A 16,224-nucleotide genomic window follows, 5' to 3' on the forward strand; every position below is an offset into this window, starting at 1 on the left:
TTACAAATTTTTCACTGGATTACAAAGAAGCGTTTTTGTGTAACCAAATCAACATTTTGCCGTTATCCGCCTGTTAAATCCGTGTGTTAGGATTTACGGTGTTGGCACAAAAGCCGGCAAAAAGAGGAGGTTACAATTTATGAAAAAAGCAGTATCAGCACTTGCAGCTGCGGTGACAATCACAAGCGTAATGGCTGTCAATGCACAAGCCGCAGCGCCGGATACTTATACCGTAAAACCGGGGGATACACTTTGGGGGATCTCTCAAAAATATAATACATCCGTTAAAACATTAAAACAAAATAACCAACTTTCCACCGAAATGATTTATCCTTCACAAAAGTTAACCATTTCCCCGAAAAACGTTTATGTCGTTAAAGCCGGTGACACGCTGTCGGATATCTCGAAAAAATACGGCGTGCCGGTTGAACAAATAAAAGAATGGAACGATCTGTCATCGGATGTCATTTTCCCGCATGATCAAATCGTGATTCGTTCCAATCCGAACAGCAAAGTGACAGTAAAAGAACGTGCAGCGGAAGTTTCCGTCCAGCCGCAAACAAACACGGAAAATGCAAAAGTGGACGTGAAAAAGCCGACCGTGCACGTGGAATCTTCCAAAGAGGCGGCTCCAAAACCGCAGGGAAAAACGATGACCGTCACCGCGACCGCTTATACAGCCAATGATCCAGGCTGCTCCGGCGTTACAGCGACAGGCATCAATGTTAAAAATAATCCGAATGCAAAAGTGATTGCCGTCGATCCGAATGTAATTCCGCTCGGTTCAAAAGTATATGTCGAAGGTTACGGGACCGCTGTTGCAGGCGATACGGGCGGAGCCATCAAAGGAAACCGTATCGATGTCCTCGTCCCGGATTCAGGAAAAGCCGCCAACTGGGGGCGCCGTACGATCCAAATCACCGTACTGGATTAGATGGGGATCCGTTACTTGCACCCGGTACGGCAAAACAGAAAACATTCAGGAAGTGACGTGAACGATGGGGGAAGTATCGCATTTTGAAACACCGCCCGGCCGCGTAAATCCAGTGGAAAAGGATTTACCCGGCCGGGCGTTTATTTTTTCTTGGCAGCGTGTGAAAAACATTGTAAAGTAGAGCTAGAAAAAGAAAGGAGTGATCCGTTTGTCTTTTCCATTGATCATCGCCGAAAAGCCTGACCAGGGGCGCACCCTTTGCTCGGTTTTTCCGCATGTGAAACGGGAGGGGTATATTGAAATCCGGCCGAATGAGATCTTCCCGGAAGGCGCTTTCTGCACGTGGGCGATCGGCCATTTAACCCAGCTCGTCCCGCCGGAACATTACAATCCCGCCTGGAAGCAGTGGAAACTGGAAACGCTGCCGATTCTCCCGAAAAAATTCAAATATGAAGTGACAAAGCCGAAATACAAGCAATTTCAAATCGTCAAAAAACTGGTGAAAGACGCACGCGTGACCAATATTATCCATGCAGGCGATGCCGGCCGCGAAGGAGAACTGATCATCCGCAACATCCTTCATTTGTGCGGCGCCAAAAAACCGCTACGGCGCTTGTGGATCTCGTCTTTAACCCCTCAGTCGATCCGGGAAGGGTTCCGCCATTTATTACATGATGAAGACACCCGCCCATTATATGACGAAGCATATGCCCGCGCCTGTGCAGACTGGCTGGTCGGCATGAATGCCTCCCGTGTCTACAGCCTGCTTTTAAGGCAAAAAGGCATGCGTGATGTCTTTTCCGTCGGCCGCGTCCAGACGCCTACGCTCGCTTTAATTGTAAAAAGGGAGCTGGAAATTGAACATTTCAAACCCGAACCGTTTTGGGAAGTCACCGCAATGTTTCAATTTGATGACAAACAATACGAAGGCAAATGGGTGAAAGATGGCGAATCGCGTTTGAATGACCCGGCCATGGCAGCGCGGATTGCCGCATTTTGCCGGCAAAAACCGGCAGAAGTTGCAGCATTGAAAAAAGAAAAAAAGGAATTCCAGCCCCCGCTGTTGTTTAACTTATCATCTTTGCAGGCAACCGCGAACCGGGCTTTTCAATTTCCGCCGAAAAAAACGCTTGATCTTGTCCAATCCCTCTACCAAAAAGGGATCGTTTCCTATCCCCGTTCTGATTCCCAGTATGTGACAAAAGGGGAAGCCGAAACTTTTCCCGGTATTTTGGAAAAATTATCTGCCTTCCCGGAATATGCTCCGTATTTCCCGCTTCCAAAGCGCTCCATCCTTCAAAATAAGCGTTATGTGAATGAGAAAAAGGTTTCCGACCACTACGCGATTATCCCGACCGAACAGGTGGCGGCGCCAGGCAGTCTTCCGGACGGCGAGAAAAAAATTTATGATATGATCGTCCGCCGCCTCATTGCCGCCCATTACGGCAATGCCGTTTTTCATTACACGACGGTGAAAACGGTCGTGGACAGCCGTGCAGTCTTTCTTTCCAAGGGTACGCAAATGGAAGCGGAAGGCTGGCGCAAAGTCATTTTTTCAAAAGAGAAGGAAAAAGGCGGCGTTTTGCCGGATGTAAAGCAGGGGGAAAAAGGGATTGTAAAAGATGCAAACGTAAAAGAAGGCAAAACGCAGCCGCCGAAACGGTATACGGAAGGCCAGCTCATCACGCTGATGAAAACGGCCGGAAAATATATTGAGGACGGGGAACTGGAAAAAGTCATGGCGGAAGTGGAAGGGCTCGGCACGGAAGCAACAAGGGCCGGCGTCATTACCATTTTAAAAGATCGGAAGTATATTGAGGTGAAAAAGAACCAGGTATATGCCACCGATAAGGCGAAAGTGCTCATCCGTGCCATCGGCGGCAAAATTCTGGCCTCTCCGGAAATGACCGCAAAATGGGAAAAACGGCTCCGCGAAATCGGGAAAGGGGCGGCCGAAGCAGCCGTTTTTATGGAACAGACGAAAAAGCTGTCCGAAAAAATTGTGCAAGATGCTGTTCAGGCAGCGGCCGAATGGGATTTTTCTGGCTTAAAAACGGATGGCATCAAAAGGCCGGGATCAAAATATACAATCGGGAAAAAAGCGGGCAAATGCCCGACATGCGGCGGCGACATTGTTGACAAAGGCAATTTTTACGGCTGCAGCGCCTACCGGAAATCGGGCTGCGCCTTTACGCTGTCAAAATCGATCCTTGGCAAAAAAATCAGCCTAGCCAATGCAAGGAAACTGCTGGCCGGCGAAGAAACAAGCATGATCAGGGGATTCCGGAAAAATGGCAAAACCTTCGATGCAAAATTGAAATGGGAGGACGGGAAACTCCGGTTTATTTTTGCAAAGCAACAAACCGGCCGCTGATTATTCAAGGGCCGGTTTGTGCGGAGCCTGTTTTTTCTTCCGACTCACGAAAACGGCAATGGCAATAATGATCACCATGACGATAAAACTGGCATAAAACCCGGGGCGGATTTCTGTTTCCGCCAGTGTCCCGCTGATCGCAAGCAGCAGGAAAAAGATGCCGGCTGCGGCCGTGATTTTTCCGCCTCCGTTTAGTTTTAAGACGCGGAAAGCCGAAAGGATAATAAACAGCCAGTTCATCAGCAGCAAAATCCCGGCTGCTGTTGTAATGTATTCATAAATTTTCCCCGGCAGCAAAAGGGCCGTAATAATGGAAAGAACGAGGCCGCAAGCCGCAAGCCCGAGCGAAGGAAGCGGGAGGCTTTTCCATTTTTTCATTTTTTTTCCGAACCATTTTGGCGCATCCCCGTCATTCGACAAGGTTACGAGCAAATTGGTGACCCCGAACAGCGCAGCTGTCATCGTCGAAAATCCGGCAATGATAATGGCGCCGTTAAAGACGTGGGGGAAAAAAGCGAGATGATAGTCCGCCATTGCTTTGACAAACGGGCTTTCTTTATCATTAAAAGCCGTGTAGTGTTCCATTGTGACGGCAAGACCGAGCGAGACGATGTACATCATCGTTAAAACGGCCAGCATAATTGATCCGGCTTTCGGGGCATCTTCCTTGTTTTTCAATTGCATCGCCATCAACCCGATCACTTCAATGCCGCCAAACGCATAAAACGCATAAATGAGCGAAGCCCAAAATCCCGCAATGCCATGGGGAAAATAGCCGCGGAGACCATCAGGGAGGCGCCCGCCCGTTCCCTTGCCGCCGTCAATCCAGCCAAAAAGGGCACAAAAGGCAAGCACAATAAACATGATGATGGCGGCCGTTTTGATGACAGCGAGAATGTTTTCCACCTTATCAAAACCTTTTGTGCCAAGCAGGACAACGGCAATGGAAAGGGCTGCGTAAATGGCGGCCAGTATCCATAACGGCACCGTATGAAACCAGAATTTTGTTAAAATAGACAATGCAGTCAGCTGGCTCCCCATAATGAGCACATTCGAACACCAGTAATTCCAGCCGCAACTGAAACCTGCCCAGTTGCCGTAAGCTTTTTTTGCATAATAGCAAAACGAGCCTTCGTGCGGGTCGCGTGCCGTCATTTTCGCAAGCGCGCGGAAAACAATGTATGTACCGGCGGCTGCAATCAGGAATGACAATACGATGGAAGGGCCGGTCGTTTTGATCCCGATACCTGATCCGAGAAAATATCCGGTTCCGATCGTACAGCCGACACCCACAAGCGAAAGCTGCCACCACGCCAGGCTGCCGTTTTTTGTCGCTTTAGATGGTTGCTTCTGGTTACCCATCCCGGTTCCCTCCTTTACCTTACATACTGTTTGATAAAGCAGGCCGGTTTATGTACAAGTCCCGGATGTTTCTTTCTGCTCTGTCTTCTACAGGCCCGAATACAGAGCAAGGCGGGGCGGCAGGAAAGAAGCCGGCAAAGTAGAGAAACGTTTGGTCTAGCAGGCAAGTGGGAATAAGGAAGGGAAGAGAAAGGGGGAAGACGTTTGTTACATCTGTATAAAAACAAGGAAAACAACTGGAAATGGTATCAGCTGGAAAGTGCAGACGAGAAAGAAATTGCACGGATTATTGATGAAAACGAGGAATGCAAAACATGGATTGAAAATATAAAAAATGATGATACAAACACTTTAACGATTGATACGGCTCAAAATGACCGGCCGTTTGTCGAAGGTTCGCTTATTTTTGACCAGCACACGATCAACCGTGAGGAACATGATATGTTTCACTTTTACATCACCGAACAGACACTGTTGACGGTAGATCTTGATTTTTCCAAGCTGAAAAATACGGAAATCGAAAAAGTGATCGGGCAGATGGCCTATTCCCGCAATGCCATTGAGGCATTTTTTATTATCATCGGCGCGATCGTAAACAATTACCTAGATAAAATAGACGAATTTGAAATTAAATTAAACGAACTGATCTGGGAGATCCAGAAAAGGAACAATATTGACACGCTTGATAAAATATACGAACGCCGCCACGAACTGCTCGTCTGCCGGAATTTGATGATCCCGGTGAAAGAGATATTATACGGCATGCAGGAAGGATTTGGCACTGATATTTTGGAATACCCGCAAGTCCGGCAAAGGGTCATGAAAATCGAAAGATGCCTTGCGCTTTTGCAGGATTACCAACAGGAAATCGATACGCTGCTCAAAGTGGAAGAAGTGGTTTCAGGCCACAGGGGAAATTCGATTATGAAAACTCTGACCGTTTTAACGACGCTGTTTACCCCGATTTCCGCCTGGAGCGCCTTATGGGGCATGAACTTTAAAAACATGCCGGAACTCTCCTGGCGCTACGGCTATATTGCAGCGCTCGGCCTGATTGTCGTAAATACCATCCTGCTTTATATCTATTTGTACCGGAAAGGATGGACAGGCGATATTTTAAAAGGGAATAAGAAAAAATCATTATTTAAATAGCCCTTGCTGAACGAATCCGATTCTGAGTTTGTACCCAATTTGTCAGTAAGTTCTAGAAGAATCCATCTTTAAAAATACGATTCTGTCTTCTCTATACATTGAATCAGCTTTCAAGTGAAAGCTTTTCTCTGGATTTTTATAACACCCTTGCATCTAAATTTTTGCCAAAGCTGTCAGCATCCTTGCCAAATCTAGGAATTTTGGTTATTTTAGCAAGCCCTATGTTAAGGAAGCGTGGAAAATTGGTGGCCTTCCTTAACATAGGGCGCATCTACGTTAAGGAAGCACGAAAAAACGAGGCTCTTCCTTCACATAGAGCGCGTCTACGTTAAGAAAGCGCGGAAAAATGACGGCCTTTCTTCACATAGAGCGCGTCTACGTTAAGGAAGTACGGAAAAACGAAGACTTTCCTTCACATAGAGCCCGTCTACGTTAAGAAAGCGCGAAAAAACGAGGTTTTTCCTTCATATAGAGCCCGTCTACGTTAAGAAAGCGTGGAAAATTGGTGGCCTTCCTTAACATAGGATGCGTTTCAAGTGCAAGCTTTTCCCTGTATTCTTTATAAAACCCTTGCATCTAAATTTTTGCCAAAGCTGTCAGTATTCTTGCCAAATCTAGGAATTTTGCTTATTCAGCAAGCCCTAAATAGCCCTTTTCCGGCTGCGGGACTGCCCGCTTTTTTTTGCGCCCGTTTCATTGATGTGAAAGCCAAATTCCTGTATGTTAAAAACAAAGAAAAGATTTCAAAAGGAGCGGTTCCAATGAAAGTGTACGGCCCGGTTGTAGATGAAGAGACGCGCTGCATCCATTATGCTTCCCCGTTGGATGTCGTAGCCATCCGCTTTAAATGTTGCGGAAAGTATTATCCGTGTTATAAATGCCATGAGGAAGAAGAAGCCCACCCGGCCGAGCGGTGGGAAAAACGGGAATGGGATACAAAAGCGGTTCTTTGCGGCGTCTGCAAGCATGAAATGGCCATCCGGGAATATATGGGGGCAAGCGCTTGCCCGCATTGCGGCGCGCCTTTTAACCCCGGATGCGCCGCCCATTATCCGCTCTATTTCCAAATCGGCCAAGACAAGCCGGCTCGCCAGAAATTTTCACCTTGACCGCTTTTCTGAAATATGGTATCTTAAATGCAATCCAATCCTTTAGCGTATTAGAGTGATAACATAATAAAGAGAAAGTACAGGATGTGAAACCGATGTTTTTACCGGAAGGCAGCCAGGATGAAATGGGCACGATTGTCAAAAACCGCGCAACCGTGTTTGAAATGTTCCGTCACACGGCAAAGGAGCGGAATTATATGGAAATCTCGACACCGCTTGTTGAGTACGCGGATACGTTTACAAATGAAAAGGTCGGCATGAAGCTTCAAAATATGCTGAAATGGTTTGACGGCCGCGGCCAGATTGAAGTTTTGCGCCCGGACTGGACAACATCCATCGCAAGGGCGCTTTCGCAAAAACCGTTCCGGGCGTGTAAATGGGCTTACCAGGGTTCGGTGTTCAGGATGGATACCCCCGGCCTTGAGAGCCGACAGGTCGGGATCGAAATGGTGGGACTGCCGGAACTTTTAGGCGAAGGCGAATGCCTGTTTTTTGCCCATGCCTTTTTTAACAGGCTTGGTGTTACCGGGGTGATGGTGGAGCTCGGCCATGCCGGCATTTTTGAGGAACTGGTCGCACGCCTCAACCTGGAAGAAGGCCAGGTTGACCGGTTAAGAGGGGCCATGCACGATAAACGGAAAGATGAAGTATACGAGATTGCAAGTTTATGCGGCAATGCAGCGATGGCCGCGGAATTGGCGGGGCTTGTGGATGCGTACGGCCCGTTCGAAATGATCCGGACATTCCAGGAAAGATGGAAAACGGACCCGGCACTTTTCAATATGCTTGCCCATATCGAAAAGCTTGGCAAAATTTGCATGGCTGTCGGAATGGAAGACATCATGATTGACCTTGGCCGGGTGAAAAATCTGCCCTATTATACCGGCATTTTGTTCCGGGGATTTTTAAAACAAACCGGCGCTTCCTGCTTTTCCGGCGGGCGGTACGACATGCTGTACGAACAGTTCCACCGCCAAACAACAGCTGTCGGCATTGCTTTTGACGCCGATATTCTGGCAGAGGAACTGGTTCAGGAAGAAAAGCCGGAAAAAATCTGTATCATTGCCGGGGAAGAAACGCTTGCGGAAGCAGAAAAGCTGCGGGCTGCATACGGCGGGAAAATCGTGGATATCCGTTTCGGGCCGCCTGCAGAAGGCGAATTCAGTAAGGTCCTCAAGTTTAAAAACGTGGGCGGCCATTGGGAGGCGGAAGAAATTTGACGATCAGCATTGCCCTTACAAAAGGGAGAGTGGAAAAACAATTTTTGCAATATTTAAAGTCGCGCGGCTTTCATGTTGAACCGCTCGTTGAAAAAGGGAGAAAGCTCCTCGTTGAAACGGATGCATTCACCTGCATTTTCGTAAAAGGCTTTGATGTTGCAACATATGTAGAGTACGGCATTTGCGATCTTGGCATTGTCGGCGAGGACATTTTGGCGGAAACGCATCCCGATGTTTTCGACTTAATGCCGCTTCCCTTCGGAAAATGCCGGTTTGCCCTTGCAGGTAAACCGGAGGCTGTCCGCCATCACCGGAAATGCCGGATCGCCACCAAATACCCGAATGTAACAGAGCAATTTTTCCGCGAAAAAGGGGAATCGGTAGACATCGTGAAACTCGAAGGCTCCGTTGAACTCGCGCCGATCGTCGGCCTTGCTGATGCAATTGTCGACATCGTGGAAACGGGTAACACATTGAGAGAAAACGGGCTTGCCGTCATAGAGGAGATCCGGCCGGTCACAGCGCGGCTGATCGCCAACCGGTCGGCGTTAAAAATAAAAAAGCAGGCAATCCGGCCGTTTATTGAAAAACTACAGGGAGAAGGGGTCGCAAAATGATACGGGAATACACAAAAAAAGCATTTGCCGAAACGTTTCTGCAATCGAAAAACAAGAGCGGCGCGCACGATGAAGACGTGCTCCGCACCGCGAAGGAAGTGCTGGAAGACATCCGCTTAAACGGGGATGCCGCCGTGAAAAAATATGCCGCCCAATTTGACGGGGAAGTGCCGGAACCGTGGGAAGTTTCTCCGGAAGAACGCATACAGGCATGGCGCGAAGTTCCGCAGGATGTGATTTCCGCCTTGCAAAAAGCAGCGGAAAATATCCGCCGTTTCCACGCGAAACAGCTGCAAAACTCCCGGATCATGGAAATGAATGAAAATATCATTTCAGGCCAGCTGTTCCGGCCGGTGGAAAAAGCCGGGATTTATGTGCCGGGCGGGACCGCCTGCTATCCGTCATCCGTCCTTATGAACGCGATCCCCGCTGTCCTTGCCGGCGTAGAAGAAGTGGTCATGGCGACACCGGCCAGAAACGGCACGAAAATTGCCCCTGTTTTGTCCGTAGCGGCCGATATTGCCGGTGTCGGCACCATTTACAAACTTGGCGGCATCCAGGCGATCGGGGCGCTTGCATACGGCACGGAAACGATTCCTGCAGTCGATAAAATTGCCGGCCCCGGGAACGCATATGTCGCCGCCGCCAAATCGCTTGTATACGGCACGGCCGGCATCGATATGATCGCAGGCCCGTCGGAAGTCGCCATCATTGCCGATGAAAATGCCAACCCGGCATATATAGCGGCCGATCTGATCGCCCAGGCCGAACACGACGAACGCGCAAGAACGTTTCTCCTCACGACGTCGCAGAAACTGATAAATGAAACAAAAGCGGAACTTGAAAAACAGCTTGTTGTCCTTCCGCGTCGCGGCATCGCGGAAGTGTCCATCAAGATGCAAAGCGCAGCCGTGCTTGTTGCATCGATAGACGAAGCTTTTGCGCTTTCAAACCGGCTTGCCCCGGAACACTTGGAAATCCAGGTGGAAAACCCGCTCTTGCAGCTGTCGAAAGTGAAAAATGCCGGCTCCGTTTTTCTCGGCGAAAACACGCCGGAAGCCATCGGCGATTATTACGGCGGCCCGAACCACGTCCTGCCGACATCGGGAACGGCGCGGTTTTCTTCCGGTTTGTCTGTTGATGATTTTTATAAAAAAATCACCTATTTGTATTATGGTGAAAAAGCTTTACAGCAAGCGGCGCCGGATGTGATGGCGATTGCTGCACAAGAGCGGCTCGCCGGGCATGCGCGGGCGGTCCAAAAACGGGTGAAAGGGTGAGTGCGTTGCGGAAAGCGGCAAAAAGCAGAAAAACAAATGAAACATTGATTGAAATTGCTGTCAATCTGGACGATCCGGCGGAAGTTGAAGTGAGTACGGGCGTCGGATTTTTTGACCACATGCTCGAACTGTTTGCGCGGCACGGGCGCATCGGGCTTGTTGTAAAAGCGAGCGGCGATTTGTACATTGACAGCCACCACACCGTCGAAGACACCGGGATTGTGCTCGGCCAGCTGGTGCGTGAAGCGCTCGGCGATAAAAAAGGCATCACCCGTTACGGCTCCGCCTATGTCCCGATGGATGAAGCGCTCGGCTTTGTCGCCCTCGACATCAGCGGCCGCCCTTTCCTGCATTTTGAAGCGGAATTTGAAAACCCGAAGCTCGGCAATTTTGACACAGAGCTTGTGCGCGAATTTTTCCAGGCGTTTGCATTCCAGGCGGCGGTTACCCTCCATGCCAGGGTACTGTACGGCGCCAACACCCATCACAAAATCGAGTCGCTGTTTAAGGCGTTGGGGCGGGCGTTTCACCAGGCAGTGGAAGTTGACCCGGAAATCAAAGGCGTCAATTCGACAAAGGGGCTGATAGAATGATCGCAATTGTCGACTACGGCATGGGCAATATTGCAAGCGCCTCGAACGCTTTCCGCACGCTTGGGCTTAAGGTTGCCGTAACGGACGACCCGGAAAAACTCGGCGCCGCCACCCACATCATCCTGCCCGGCGTCGGCGCATTTAAAGCAGCAGTGGACGAGATTGAAAAGCGCGGGCTGCGGCCGGTTTTGACGGAGCTTGGGAAGAAAAAGCCGTTTCTCGGCATTTGCCTCGGGATGCAGCTGTTATTTGAAACGGGATTTGAAAACGGCGTTTCCGAAGGGCTCGGCTTGATCCCGGGGACAGTGGAACGGATTCCGGCAAATGAAATTTTACCGCATATCGGCTGGAATACGCTCGATGTGAAACCGGGTTTTCCGGCTTTTGCGCCGTTTCAGCATCAGCATGTGTATTTCGTCCACTCCTACCAGGCGAAAACAAAGGCGTCTTATATTGTGGCTTCAACCGATTACGGGGCGGAAATTCCGGCCATTGTCAAAAACGGGCATGTGTACGGAATGCAGTTTCATCCCGAAAAAAGCGGCAAAACCGGCATGGCACTGTTAAAAACATTTTTGCAGGAAAGCAGTTTGGAGGTACAGGCATGAGAATCATCCCGGCCATCGATTTAATTGGCGGAAAATGCGTAAGGCTTTACCAGGGGGATTTTAACCGAACGACAGAAGTGGCGAAAGACCCGGTGGCACAGCTGGAACGCTTTATTGAAATGGGGGCGGAAATGGTCCATATTGTCGATTTGGACGGCGCAAAGGCCGGCCGGCCCGCACAGTTTGAACTGATTGCCTCTTTGTGCAGGCATGCCGCCGTTCCGGTTGAAGTAGGCGGCGGCATCCGCAATTTGGACACCGTCCGCAAATATGCGGAAATGGGCGTTTCCCGGATTGTGATCGGGACGGCCGCCATTGAAGACCGGGATTTTTTTAAAGCGGCGGTCGCCGCATACCCGGAGAAAATCGTCGCCGGCATTGACGCAAGAAATGGGAAAGTCGCGGCACACGGCTGGCTTGCAGTTACCGAAATGGATTACATCGGTTTTGCAAAAGAAATAGAAAGCTTGGGCGTGCGGCGCATCGTCTTTACCGATATATCGAGGGATGGCACCATGAAAGGCCCGAACCTTGATGCGTTAAAAGTGCTCATTGAAGCGGTCAGCTGTGACATTATTGCTTCCGGCGGCATCACAAGCGAAGAAGACGTGAAAAACCTGGATGCAATCGGCATCAGGGAAGGGATTGTCGGCAAAGCGGTTTATGAAGGCAAAATCCGGCTCAAGGGGGCGGCAGGATGATCGCAAAACGGATTATTCCTTGCCTCGATGTGAAAGACGGGCAGGTCGTAAAAGGGACAAATTTTACCGGGCTCCGCAATGTCGGCGATCCCGTTGAGCTGGCAAAATTTTATTCGGAAAGCGGCGCTGATGAACTGGTTTTTCTTGACATTACCGCAACCCACGAACAGCGCGATACGGTCGTCAATATGGTTGAAAGGACAGCTGAAAATGTGTTTATCCCGTTTACGGTCGGCGGCGGCGTACGGACGATTTTTGACGTGACCCGCCTGTTAAAGGCCGGCGCCGATAAAGTGTCGGTGAACTCGGCTGCGATCAAAAACCCGGAACTGGTCCGAAAGGCGTCCGTCCGGTTTGGTGCGCAGTGCGTCGTCGTGGCAATTGACGCGAAAAAAATGCCGGACGGCAAATGGCATGTCATTGTAAACGGCGGCCGCATCGATACCGGAATCGATGCGATTGAATGGGCGAAGGAAGCAGAACGGCTCGGCGCCGGGGAAATTTTATTGACGAGCGTTGATACCGACGGGGTAAAAGACGGCTTTGACCTGCCGCTGACAAAAGCGGTTGCCGGCGCCGTAAAAATTCCCGTGATCGCCTCGGGCGGCTGCGGCAAACCGGAGCATTTTGCCGAAGTGTTTAAAGAAACGGGGGCTTCTGCTGCCCTTGCCGCCTCCATTTTTCACGACGGCACGTTTACCATCCGGGAAGTAAAGGACATTTGCAGCAAAGAAGGGGTGAACATCCGTGAAGCTTGATTTTTCGAAAGGGCTGATTCCGGCAATTGTGGTCGATGATGCGACCGGGGATGTGCTCATGCTGGCTTATATGAATGAAGAAGCGTACGAAAAAACACTTGAAACGAAAGAAACCTGGTTTTATTCCCGGTCCCGCGGCAGCCTTTGGCATAAAGGCGAAACGAGCGGAAACACGCAAAAAGTAAAATCGCTTCAGGCGGATTGTGATGCCGACACGCTTTTAATCCGTGTTGATCCGGAGGGCCCTGCCTGCCACACGGGGGAAAGGACATGCTTTTATACAAGGCTCGATGAAAACGGGGAAGCGGCGGAATCGGAGATCCCCTCCAACCGGCGCATCTTTGACGTGCTGGAAGACGAGGTGGAGAGCCGGAAAATAAAGCCGGTTGAAAATTCCTATACCAATTATCTGTTTGAGAAGGGCATCGATAAAATCGCGAAAAAATTTATTGAAGAAGCGGGCGAGGTCGTCATCGCCGCCAAAAACAACAGCAAATCAGAACTCATTTACGAAACGGCGGATTTGTTGTTTCATACCTTTGTCCTGCTGTCCAACCAGAATGTAAAACTATCGGAAGTGGAAGCCGAACTGCGGGCCCGTTCCGCCAAAAAAGGCAACAGCAAAGGCGACCGGAAAAAAATCGAGAAATGGTAATGGAAAGGAGTTTTCTTTCTTGTTCCTCTGGAAAAAGTGACATTTACATGGGATCATTTGCAGTAGCGTAATGATTTGATTGCGCATAAAAAAATCGCCCTTTCTGTAGTGTTGGCTTGGCCACTTACATTTACTGGAAAGGGCAATTTTTTGTGGGAATCATGTAAAAAAGGGCATCCAAAAGGCCATAAAGAATGACTTTTTGGACAGCCCCTTTTCCATCATGTAAATGCCCGGCACAGCGGAATCATTTACAAACCCGGATGTAATAATACAGCGTCGTTCCGTCCTTCACTTTCGAGAGCACTTCATGCCCGTGCCGTTTGCACGACGCCGGCACGTTGATAAAAGATTGCGGGCAGTCGGCGATCACTTCCAATATTTCCCCGCCTTCTAATTTTTCGATTGCCTCAAGCGTGTAAAGCTCCGGATACGGGCATGATTCGCCGCGGACATCCAGTGTTGCATCCACAGTAAAATTTTCCGCCATTATTGCCGCCTCCTGATTACGCAGACGTTTTCTTTTCGAATAACGTGCGTTTTGCATTTATTTTCTTCGTATACCAATTTTCCCGCCATACGATGAGAAGATAAAGGGCCAGCAGAAAAGCGCCCGTACCGAAGAGCGCACCGCCCCATCCGAATGACGTTACAAGATTGACTTCCGGCCATCCTTTGACAAAAACATTGAAAATGCCCCAATGATCCCATCCGTATGCCAGGAGGGTTGCCCCAACGATATTGCCGGCGCCGACTGCAAAAAATTGCACCTGGCCCTCCGTAATGCGGTACATCCACCCTGTTTCACAGCCCCCGGCAATGACAATGCCAATGCCAAACAGGACGCCGCCGAAAAGGGCACCCGGGCTTGCCCAGTGGATAACAGGGGCTTCGCCTTTAAAAATGAAAATGGCGGTGCCTGCCGTCTGGATCGCCATTCCGGCAATGATCGCTTTTCCGAGCGTGCCCCGCCCGGTCAGCCATAAATCCCTGAGCCCGGAAGTAAAGCAAATTTGGCCGCGCTGGATCAGTATCCCAAATGCCGCCCCGAACAGCGCGGCAAGCCCGAGCATCACTTTGCCGGATATGAGATACCAGGCGGCAATCAGCGCGATGAAAAGCAGAACCAAAACAGCAGCATAAAGCTGGTAGTTCCCGTGTTGCGGATCCGGCTGTGTGCTTTTGGCAGCATGCCGGCTGAACGAAATTTTTGGTTTTCCTTTAAAAATAGGCAATACGGCAAGTTTGACGCCAAAATAAGTGCCGATCGCGGTGCCGGCAATAAAGAGCCAGGCGTGGAGAGAAAATTGCGGCAGCCCCGTAAAAAAGGCAGCCAAATTGCAGCCCATCGCAAGGCGCGTTCCGAATCCGGCGATGATGCCGCCAAAGAACCCCCACACCCAGCGTCGTTTCAGGCGGGGAATCTTCCATTTGAAATTCTTGCTGGCAAGGGCACTGAACAAACTGCCAAGCAGCATACCGATGACCAGCCATCCGTCAGTCCGGTCCTGCGGCTCTCCGGTCAGTTTGATCGCTTTAAAATACGCCCAATCAGCTGTATCAACGCCGAACAGCTGCAGTAAATTCCCTCCCCAACGGGTAAATTCGCCTGTGACGGCCCAGAGCGTTCCGGTTAGCCCAAAATAAAAAGCAGCAAATACCCCTGCCAACAGTAAGACAATAAAAGGATTCCAAAACCCGCTGAACCACTTTTCATGGGCTTTTTCCAACCATATACGCATGCGTTCCCAGCCTCCTTCATGAAAAATCATACATTCCCTATTATAGCAGAGATTTCCGCCGGCACATTGATAAAAGCAAAGGCTGTGAGCGGTTTGCTTTTTCAAATCTGAAAATAATGGTAAAATAATGAAATATATTATGCGAAAGGAGGGAGGCGGCCCGGGGGAAGGCGTAATACCCGGACAAGCGACGCAACAAATGGGAAACAATCAAAAAAGCGGAATGTTTTACGCGTTTTTTGCGTATTTTTTGTGGGGCATTTTTCCAATCTACTGGAAAATGGTTGAACAGGTGCCTGCCCTTGAAATTCTGGCGCACCGCATATTCTGGTCTTTTATTTTTATGATCCTGCTTTTAGCCTTTTTAAGGAAAATGGGGGATTTAAAAACCAGCATAAAAGAAGGGGTTCACCACCCGCGCACGCCGCTTTTACTGCTTCTTGCATCCGTGCTTGTGAGCGGGAATTGGTTTATCTACATATGGGCGGTCAACAACGGGCATGTCATTGAAACAAGCATGGGCTATTACATTAACCCGCTTGTCAGCATCCTGCTCGGCATGATCTTTTTGAAGGAAAAACTGAACAGGTGGCAGCTGATTGCTTTCCTGCTGGCAGCATGCGGCGTCGCAATCCAGACGTTCAGCTTCGGGCATGTTCCCTGGATCGCCATCGGCCTTGCGCTCACATTCGGGTTTTACGGCCTTGTGAAAAAGAAAGTGGATATTGATGCTTTTATCGGCCTGACATTCGAAACCTTCTTTATGATGCCGGTTGCGTTTATCTATTTAACGATGATCCAGGTAAAAGGCACTGCATCGTTTGCAACAGTTTCACCGGCTGTTACTGTACTGCTGATCGGCACCGGCGTTGTGACAGCCATCCCGCTCATTTGCTTTGCGCAGGGAGCAAGGAGAATTTCCCTGACAATGATCGGCTTTTTCCAATACTTGACGCCGACGATGACGCTGATTATGGGCATTGCCTTTTTCAAGGAACCTTTTACACATGTGCAGCTGCTGTCCTTTGCTTTTATCTGGCTGGCGCTCGTCGTGTTTTCCGTTTCCGGCTTTTTGCCGAAGAAAAAATTCCATGTGGAAGAAGTTGCCTGAATCAGCAG

The 16,224-nt window shown here is 49.6% G+C and carries 16 protein-coding genes; 13 read left to right on the forward strand and 3 right to left on the reverse strand.

Annotated features, from left to right (window positions below; all coding sequences use genetic code 11):
* Nucleotides 1–139 precede the first annotated feature (139 nt).
* Nucleotides 140–934: a 3D domain-containing protein gene (locus tag NSU00_RS06860; protein WP_013859244.1), complete on the forward strand. Its 795-nt coding sequence runs from the start codon at nt 140–142 to the stop codon at nt 932–934.
* A gap of 208 nt (nt 935–1,142) precedes the next feature.
* Nucleotides 1,143–3,308 carry a DNA topoisomerase III gene (locus tag NSU00_RS06865; protein WP_340703563.1) on the forward strand — a complete coding sequence of 722 codons (2,166 nt, stop codon included), beginning with the start codon at nt 1,143–1,145 and terminating at the stop codon, nt 3,306–3,308.
* On the opposite strand, the gene NSU00_RS06870 is transcribed toward NSU00_RS06865, so the two are convergent.
* Entirely contained in the window at nt 3,309–4,670 is a 1,362-nt protein-coding gene (locus tag NSU00_RS06870; RefSeq protein WP_328005099.1) for an amino acid permease, read from the reverse strand.
* A gap of 204 nt (nt 4,671–4,874) precedes the next feature.
* On the opposite strand from NSU00_RS06870, the gene NSU00_RS06875 reads away from it, so the two are divergent.
* The 10 genes from NSU00_RS06875 (at nt 4,875) to hisIE (ending at nt 13,363) form a co-directional block, all read left to right on the forward strand.
* On the forward strand, nt 4,875–5,822 hold the full coding sequence (locus NSU00_RS06875; RefSeq protein ID WP_340703564.1) for a magnesium transporter CorA family protein: 948 nt from the start codon (nt 4,875–4,877) through the stop codon (nt 5,820–5,822).
* Between the two features lie 761 nt (nt 5,823–6,583).
* Nucleotides 6,584–6,931, forward strand: a complete 348-nt coding sequence (locus tag NSU00_RS06880) for a CHY zinc finger protein (protein WP_019721180.1) — start codon at nt 6,584–6,586, stop codon at nt 6,929–6,931.
* A 95-nt stretch (nt 6,932–7,026) separates the two neighbouring features.
* On the forward strand, nt 7,027–8,151 hold the full coding sequence (locus tag NSU00_RS06885) for an ATP phosphoribosyltransferase regulatory subunit (RefSeq protein ID WP_017553240.1): 1,125 nt from the start codon (nt 7,027–7,029) through the stop codon (nt 8,149–8,151).
* Nucleotides 8,148–8,768: an ATP phosphoribosyltransferase gene (hisG, locus tag NSU00_RS06890; RefSeq protein ID WP_013859250.1), complete on the forward strand. Its 621-nt coding sequence runs from the start codon at nt 8,148–8,150 to the stop codon at nt 8,766–8,768. The genes NSU00_RS06885 and hisG overlap by 4 nt, the downstream gene beginning before the upstream one ends.
* A complete protein-coding gene (gene hisD, locus NSU00_RS06895) occupies nt 8,765–10,048 on the forward strand; it encodes a histidinol dehydrogenase (RefSeq protein ID WP_340702585.1) in 1,284 nt (427 codons plus the stop codon). Before hisG ends, hisD begins: the two co-directional genes overlap by 4 nt.
* Before the next feature lie 5 nt (nt 10,049–10,053).
* Nucleotides 10,054–10,641 (forward strand): imidazoleglycerol-phosphate dehydratase HisB, encoded by a 588-nt coding sequence (gene hisB / locus NSU00_RS06900; RefSeq protein ID WP_026104772.1) that lies wholly within the window; start codon nt 10,054–10,056, stop codon nt 10,639–10,641.
* Nucleotides 10,638–11,249 (forward strand): imidazole glycerol phosphate synthase subunit HisH, encoded by a 612-nt coding sequence (gene hisH, locus NSU00_RS06905; RefSeq protein ID WP_061575376.1) that lies wholly within the window; start codon nt 10,638–10,640, stop codon nt 11,247–11,249. The genes hisB and hisH overlap by 4 nt, the downstream gene beginning before the upstream one ends.
* Entirely contained in the window at nt 11,246–11,950 is a 705-nt protein-coding gene (gene hisA, locus NSU00_RS06910) for a 1-(5-phosphoribosyl)-5-[(5-phosphoribosylamino)methylideneamino]imidazole-4-carboxamide isomerase (RefSeq protein ID WP_013859254.1), read from the forward strand. The genes hisH and hisA overlap by 4 nt, the downstream gene beginning before the upstream one ends.
* Nucleotides 11,947–12,708: an imidazole glycerol phosphate synthase subunit HisF gene (gene hisF, locus NSU00_RS06915; RefSeq protein ID WP_340702586.1), complete on the forward strand. Its 762-nt coding sequence runs from the start codon at nt 11,947–11,949 to the stop codon at nt 12,706–12,708. Before hisA ends, hisF begins: the two co-directional genes overlap by 4 nt.
* Nucleotides 12,698–13,363, forward strand: coding sequence for a bifunctional phosphoribosyl-AMP cyclohydrolase/phosphoribosyl-ATP diphosphatase HisIE (gene hisIE, locus NSU00_RS06920; RefSeq protein ID WP_017553234.1), 666 nt, complete (start codon nt 12,698–12,700; stop codon nt 13,361–13,363). Before hisF ends, hisIE begins: the two co-directional genes overlap by 11 nt.
* A gap of 247 nt (nt 13,364–13,610) precedes the next feature.
* On the opposite strand, the gene yedF is transcribed toward hisIE, so the two are convergent.
* Both yedF and yedE read right to left on the reverse strand, forming a co-directional pair.
* Complete coding sequence (gene yedF / locus NSU00_RS06925) at nt 13,611–13,853, reverse strand: sulfurtransferase-like selenium metabolism protein YedF (protein ID WP_017553233.1); 243 nt, start codon at nt 13,851–13,853, stop codon at nt 13,611–13,613.
* Nucleotides 13,854–13,869: 16 nt separating this feature from the next.
* The gene (gene yedE / locus NSU00_RS06930) at nt 13,870–15,105 is read right to left on the reverse strand and encodes a selenium metabolism membrane protein YedE/FdhT (RefSeq protein WP_017553232.1); all 1,236 of its coding nucleotides are present in this window, start codon (nt 15,103–15,105) and stop codon (nt 13,870–13,872) included.
* A gap of 199 nt (nt 15,106–15,304) precedes the next feature.
* On the opposite strand from yedE, the gene rarD reads away from it, so the two are divergent.
* Nucleotides 15,305–16,216 carry an EamA family transporter RarD gene (rarD, locus tag NSU00_RS06935; RefSeq protein ID WP_340702587.1) on the forward strand — a complete coding sequence of 304 codons (912 nt, stop codon included), beginning with the start codon at nt 15,305–15,307 and terminating at the stop codon, nt 16,214–16,216.
* Nucleotides 16,217–16,224 lie beyond the last annotated feature (8 nt).

Origin of the sequence: Weizmannia sp. FSL W8-0401, assembly GCF_038009125.1 — a bacterium.
GTDB classification, from domain to species: domain Bacteria; phylum Bacillota; class Bacilli; order Bacillales; family Bacillaceae_C; genus Weizmannia; species Weizmannia coagulans.

Bases quoted from the DNA above. Each gene is read 5' to 3' on its own strand.
- NSU00_RS06880 (WP_019721180.1), top strand. From the start codon at position 6,584: ATGAAAGTGTACGGCCCGGTTGTAGATGAAGAGACGCGCTGCATCCAT.
- hisH (WP_061575376.1), top strand. From the start codon at position 10,638: ATGATCGCAATTGTCGACTACGGCATGGGCAATATTGCAAGCGCCTCG.
- rarD (WP_340702587.1), top strand. From the start codon at position 15,305: ATGGGAAACAATCAAAAAAGCGGAATGTTTTACGCGTTTTTTGCGTAT.
- NSU00_RS06860 (WP_013859244.1), top strand. From the start codon at position 140: ATGAAAAAAGCAGTATCAGCACTTGCAGCTGCGGTGACAATCACAAGC.
- NSU00_RS06885 (WP_017553240.1), top strand. From the start codon at position 7,027: ATGTTTTTACCGGAAGGCAGCCAGGATGAAATGGGCACGATTGTCAAA.
- NSU00_RS06870 (WP_328005099.1), bottom strand. From the start codon at position 4,670: ATGGGTAACCAGAAGCAACCATCTAAAGCGACAAAAAACGGCAGCCTG.
- yedE (WP_017553232.1), bottom strand. From the start codon at position 15,105: ATGCGTATATGGTTGGAAAAAGCCCATGAAAAGTGGTTCAGCGGGTTT.
- yedF (WP_017553233.1), bottom strand. From the start codon at position 13,853: ATGGCGGAAAATTTTACTGTGGATGCAACACTGGATGTCCGCGGCGAA.
- hisA (WP_013859254.1), top strand. From the start codon at position 11,246: ATGAGAATCATCCCGGCCATCGATTTAATTGGCGGAAAATGCGTAAGG.
- hisD (WP_340702585.1), top strand. From the start codon at position 8,765: ATGATACGGGAATACACAAAAAAAGCATTTGCCGAAACGTTTCTGCAA.
- hisF (WP_340702586.1), top strand. From the start codon at position 11,947: ATGATCGCAAAACGGATTATTCCTTGCCTCGATGTGAAAGACGGGCAG.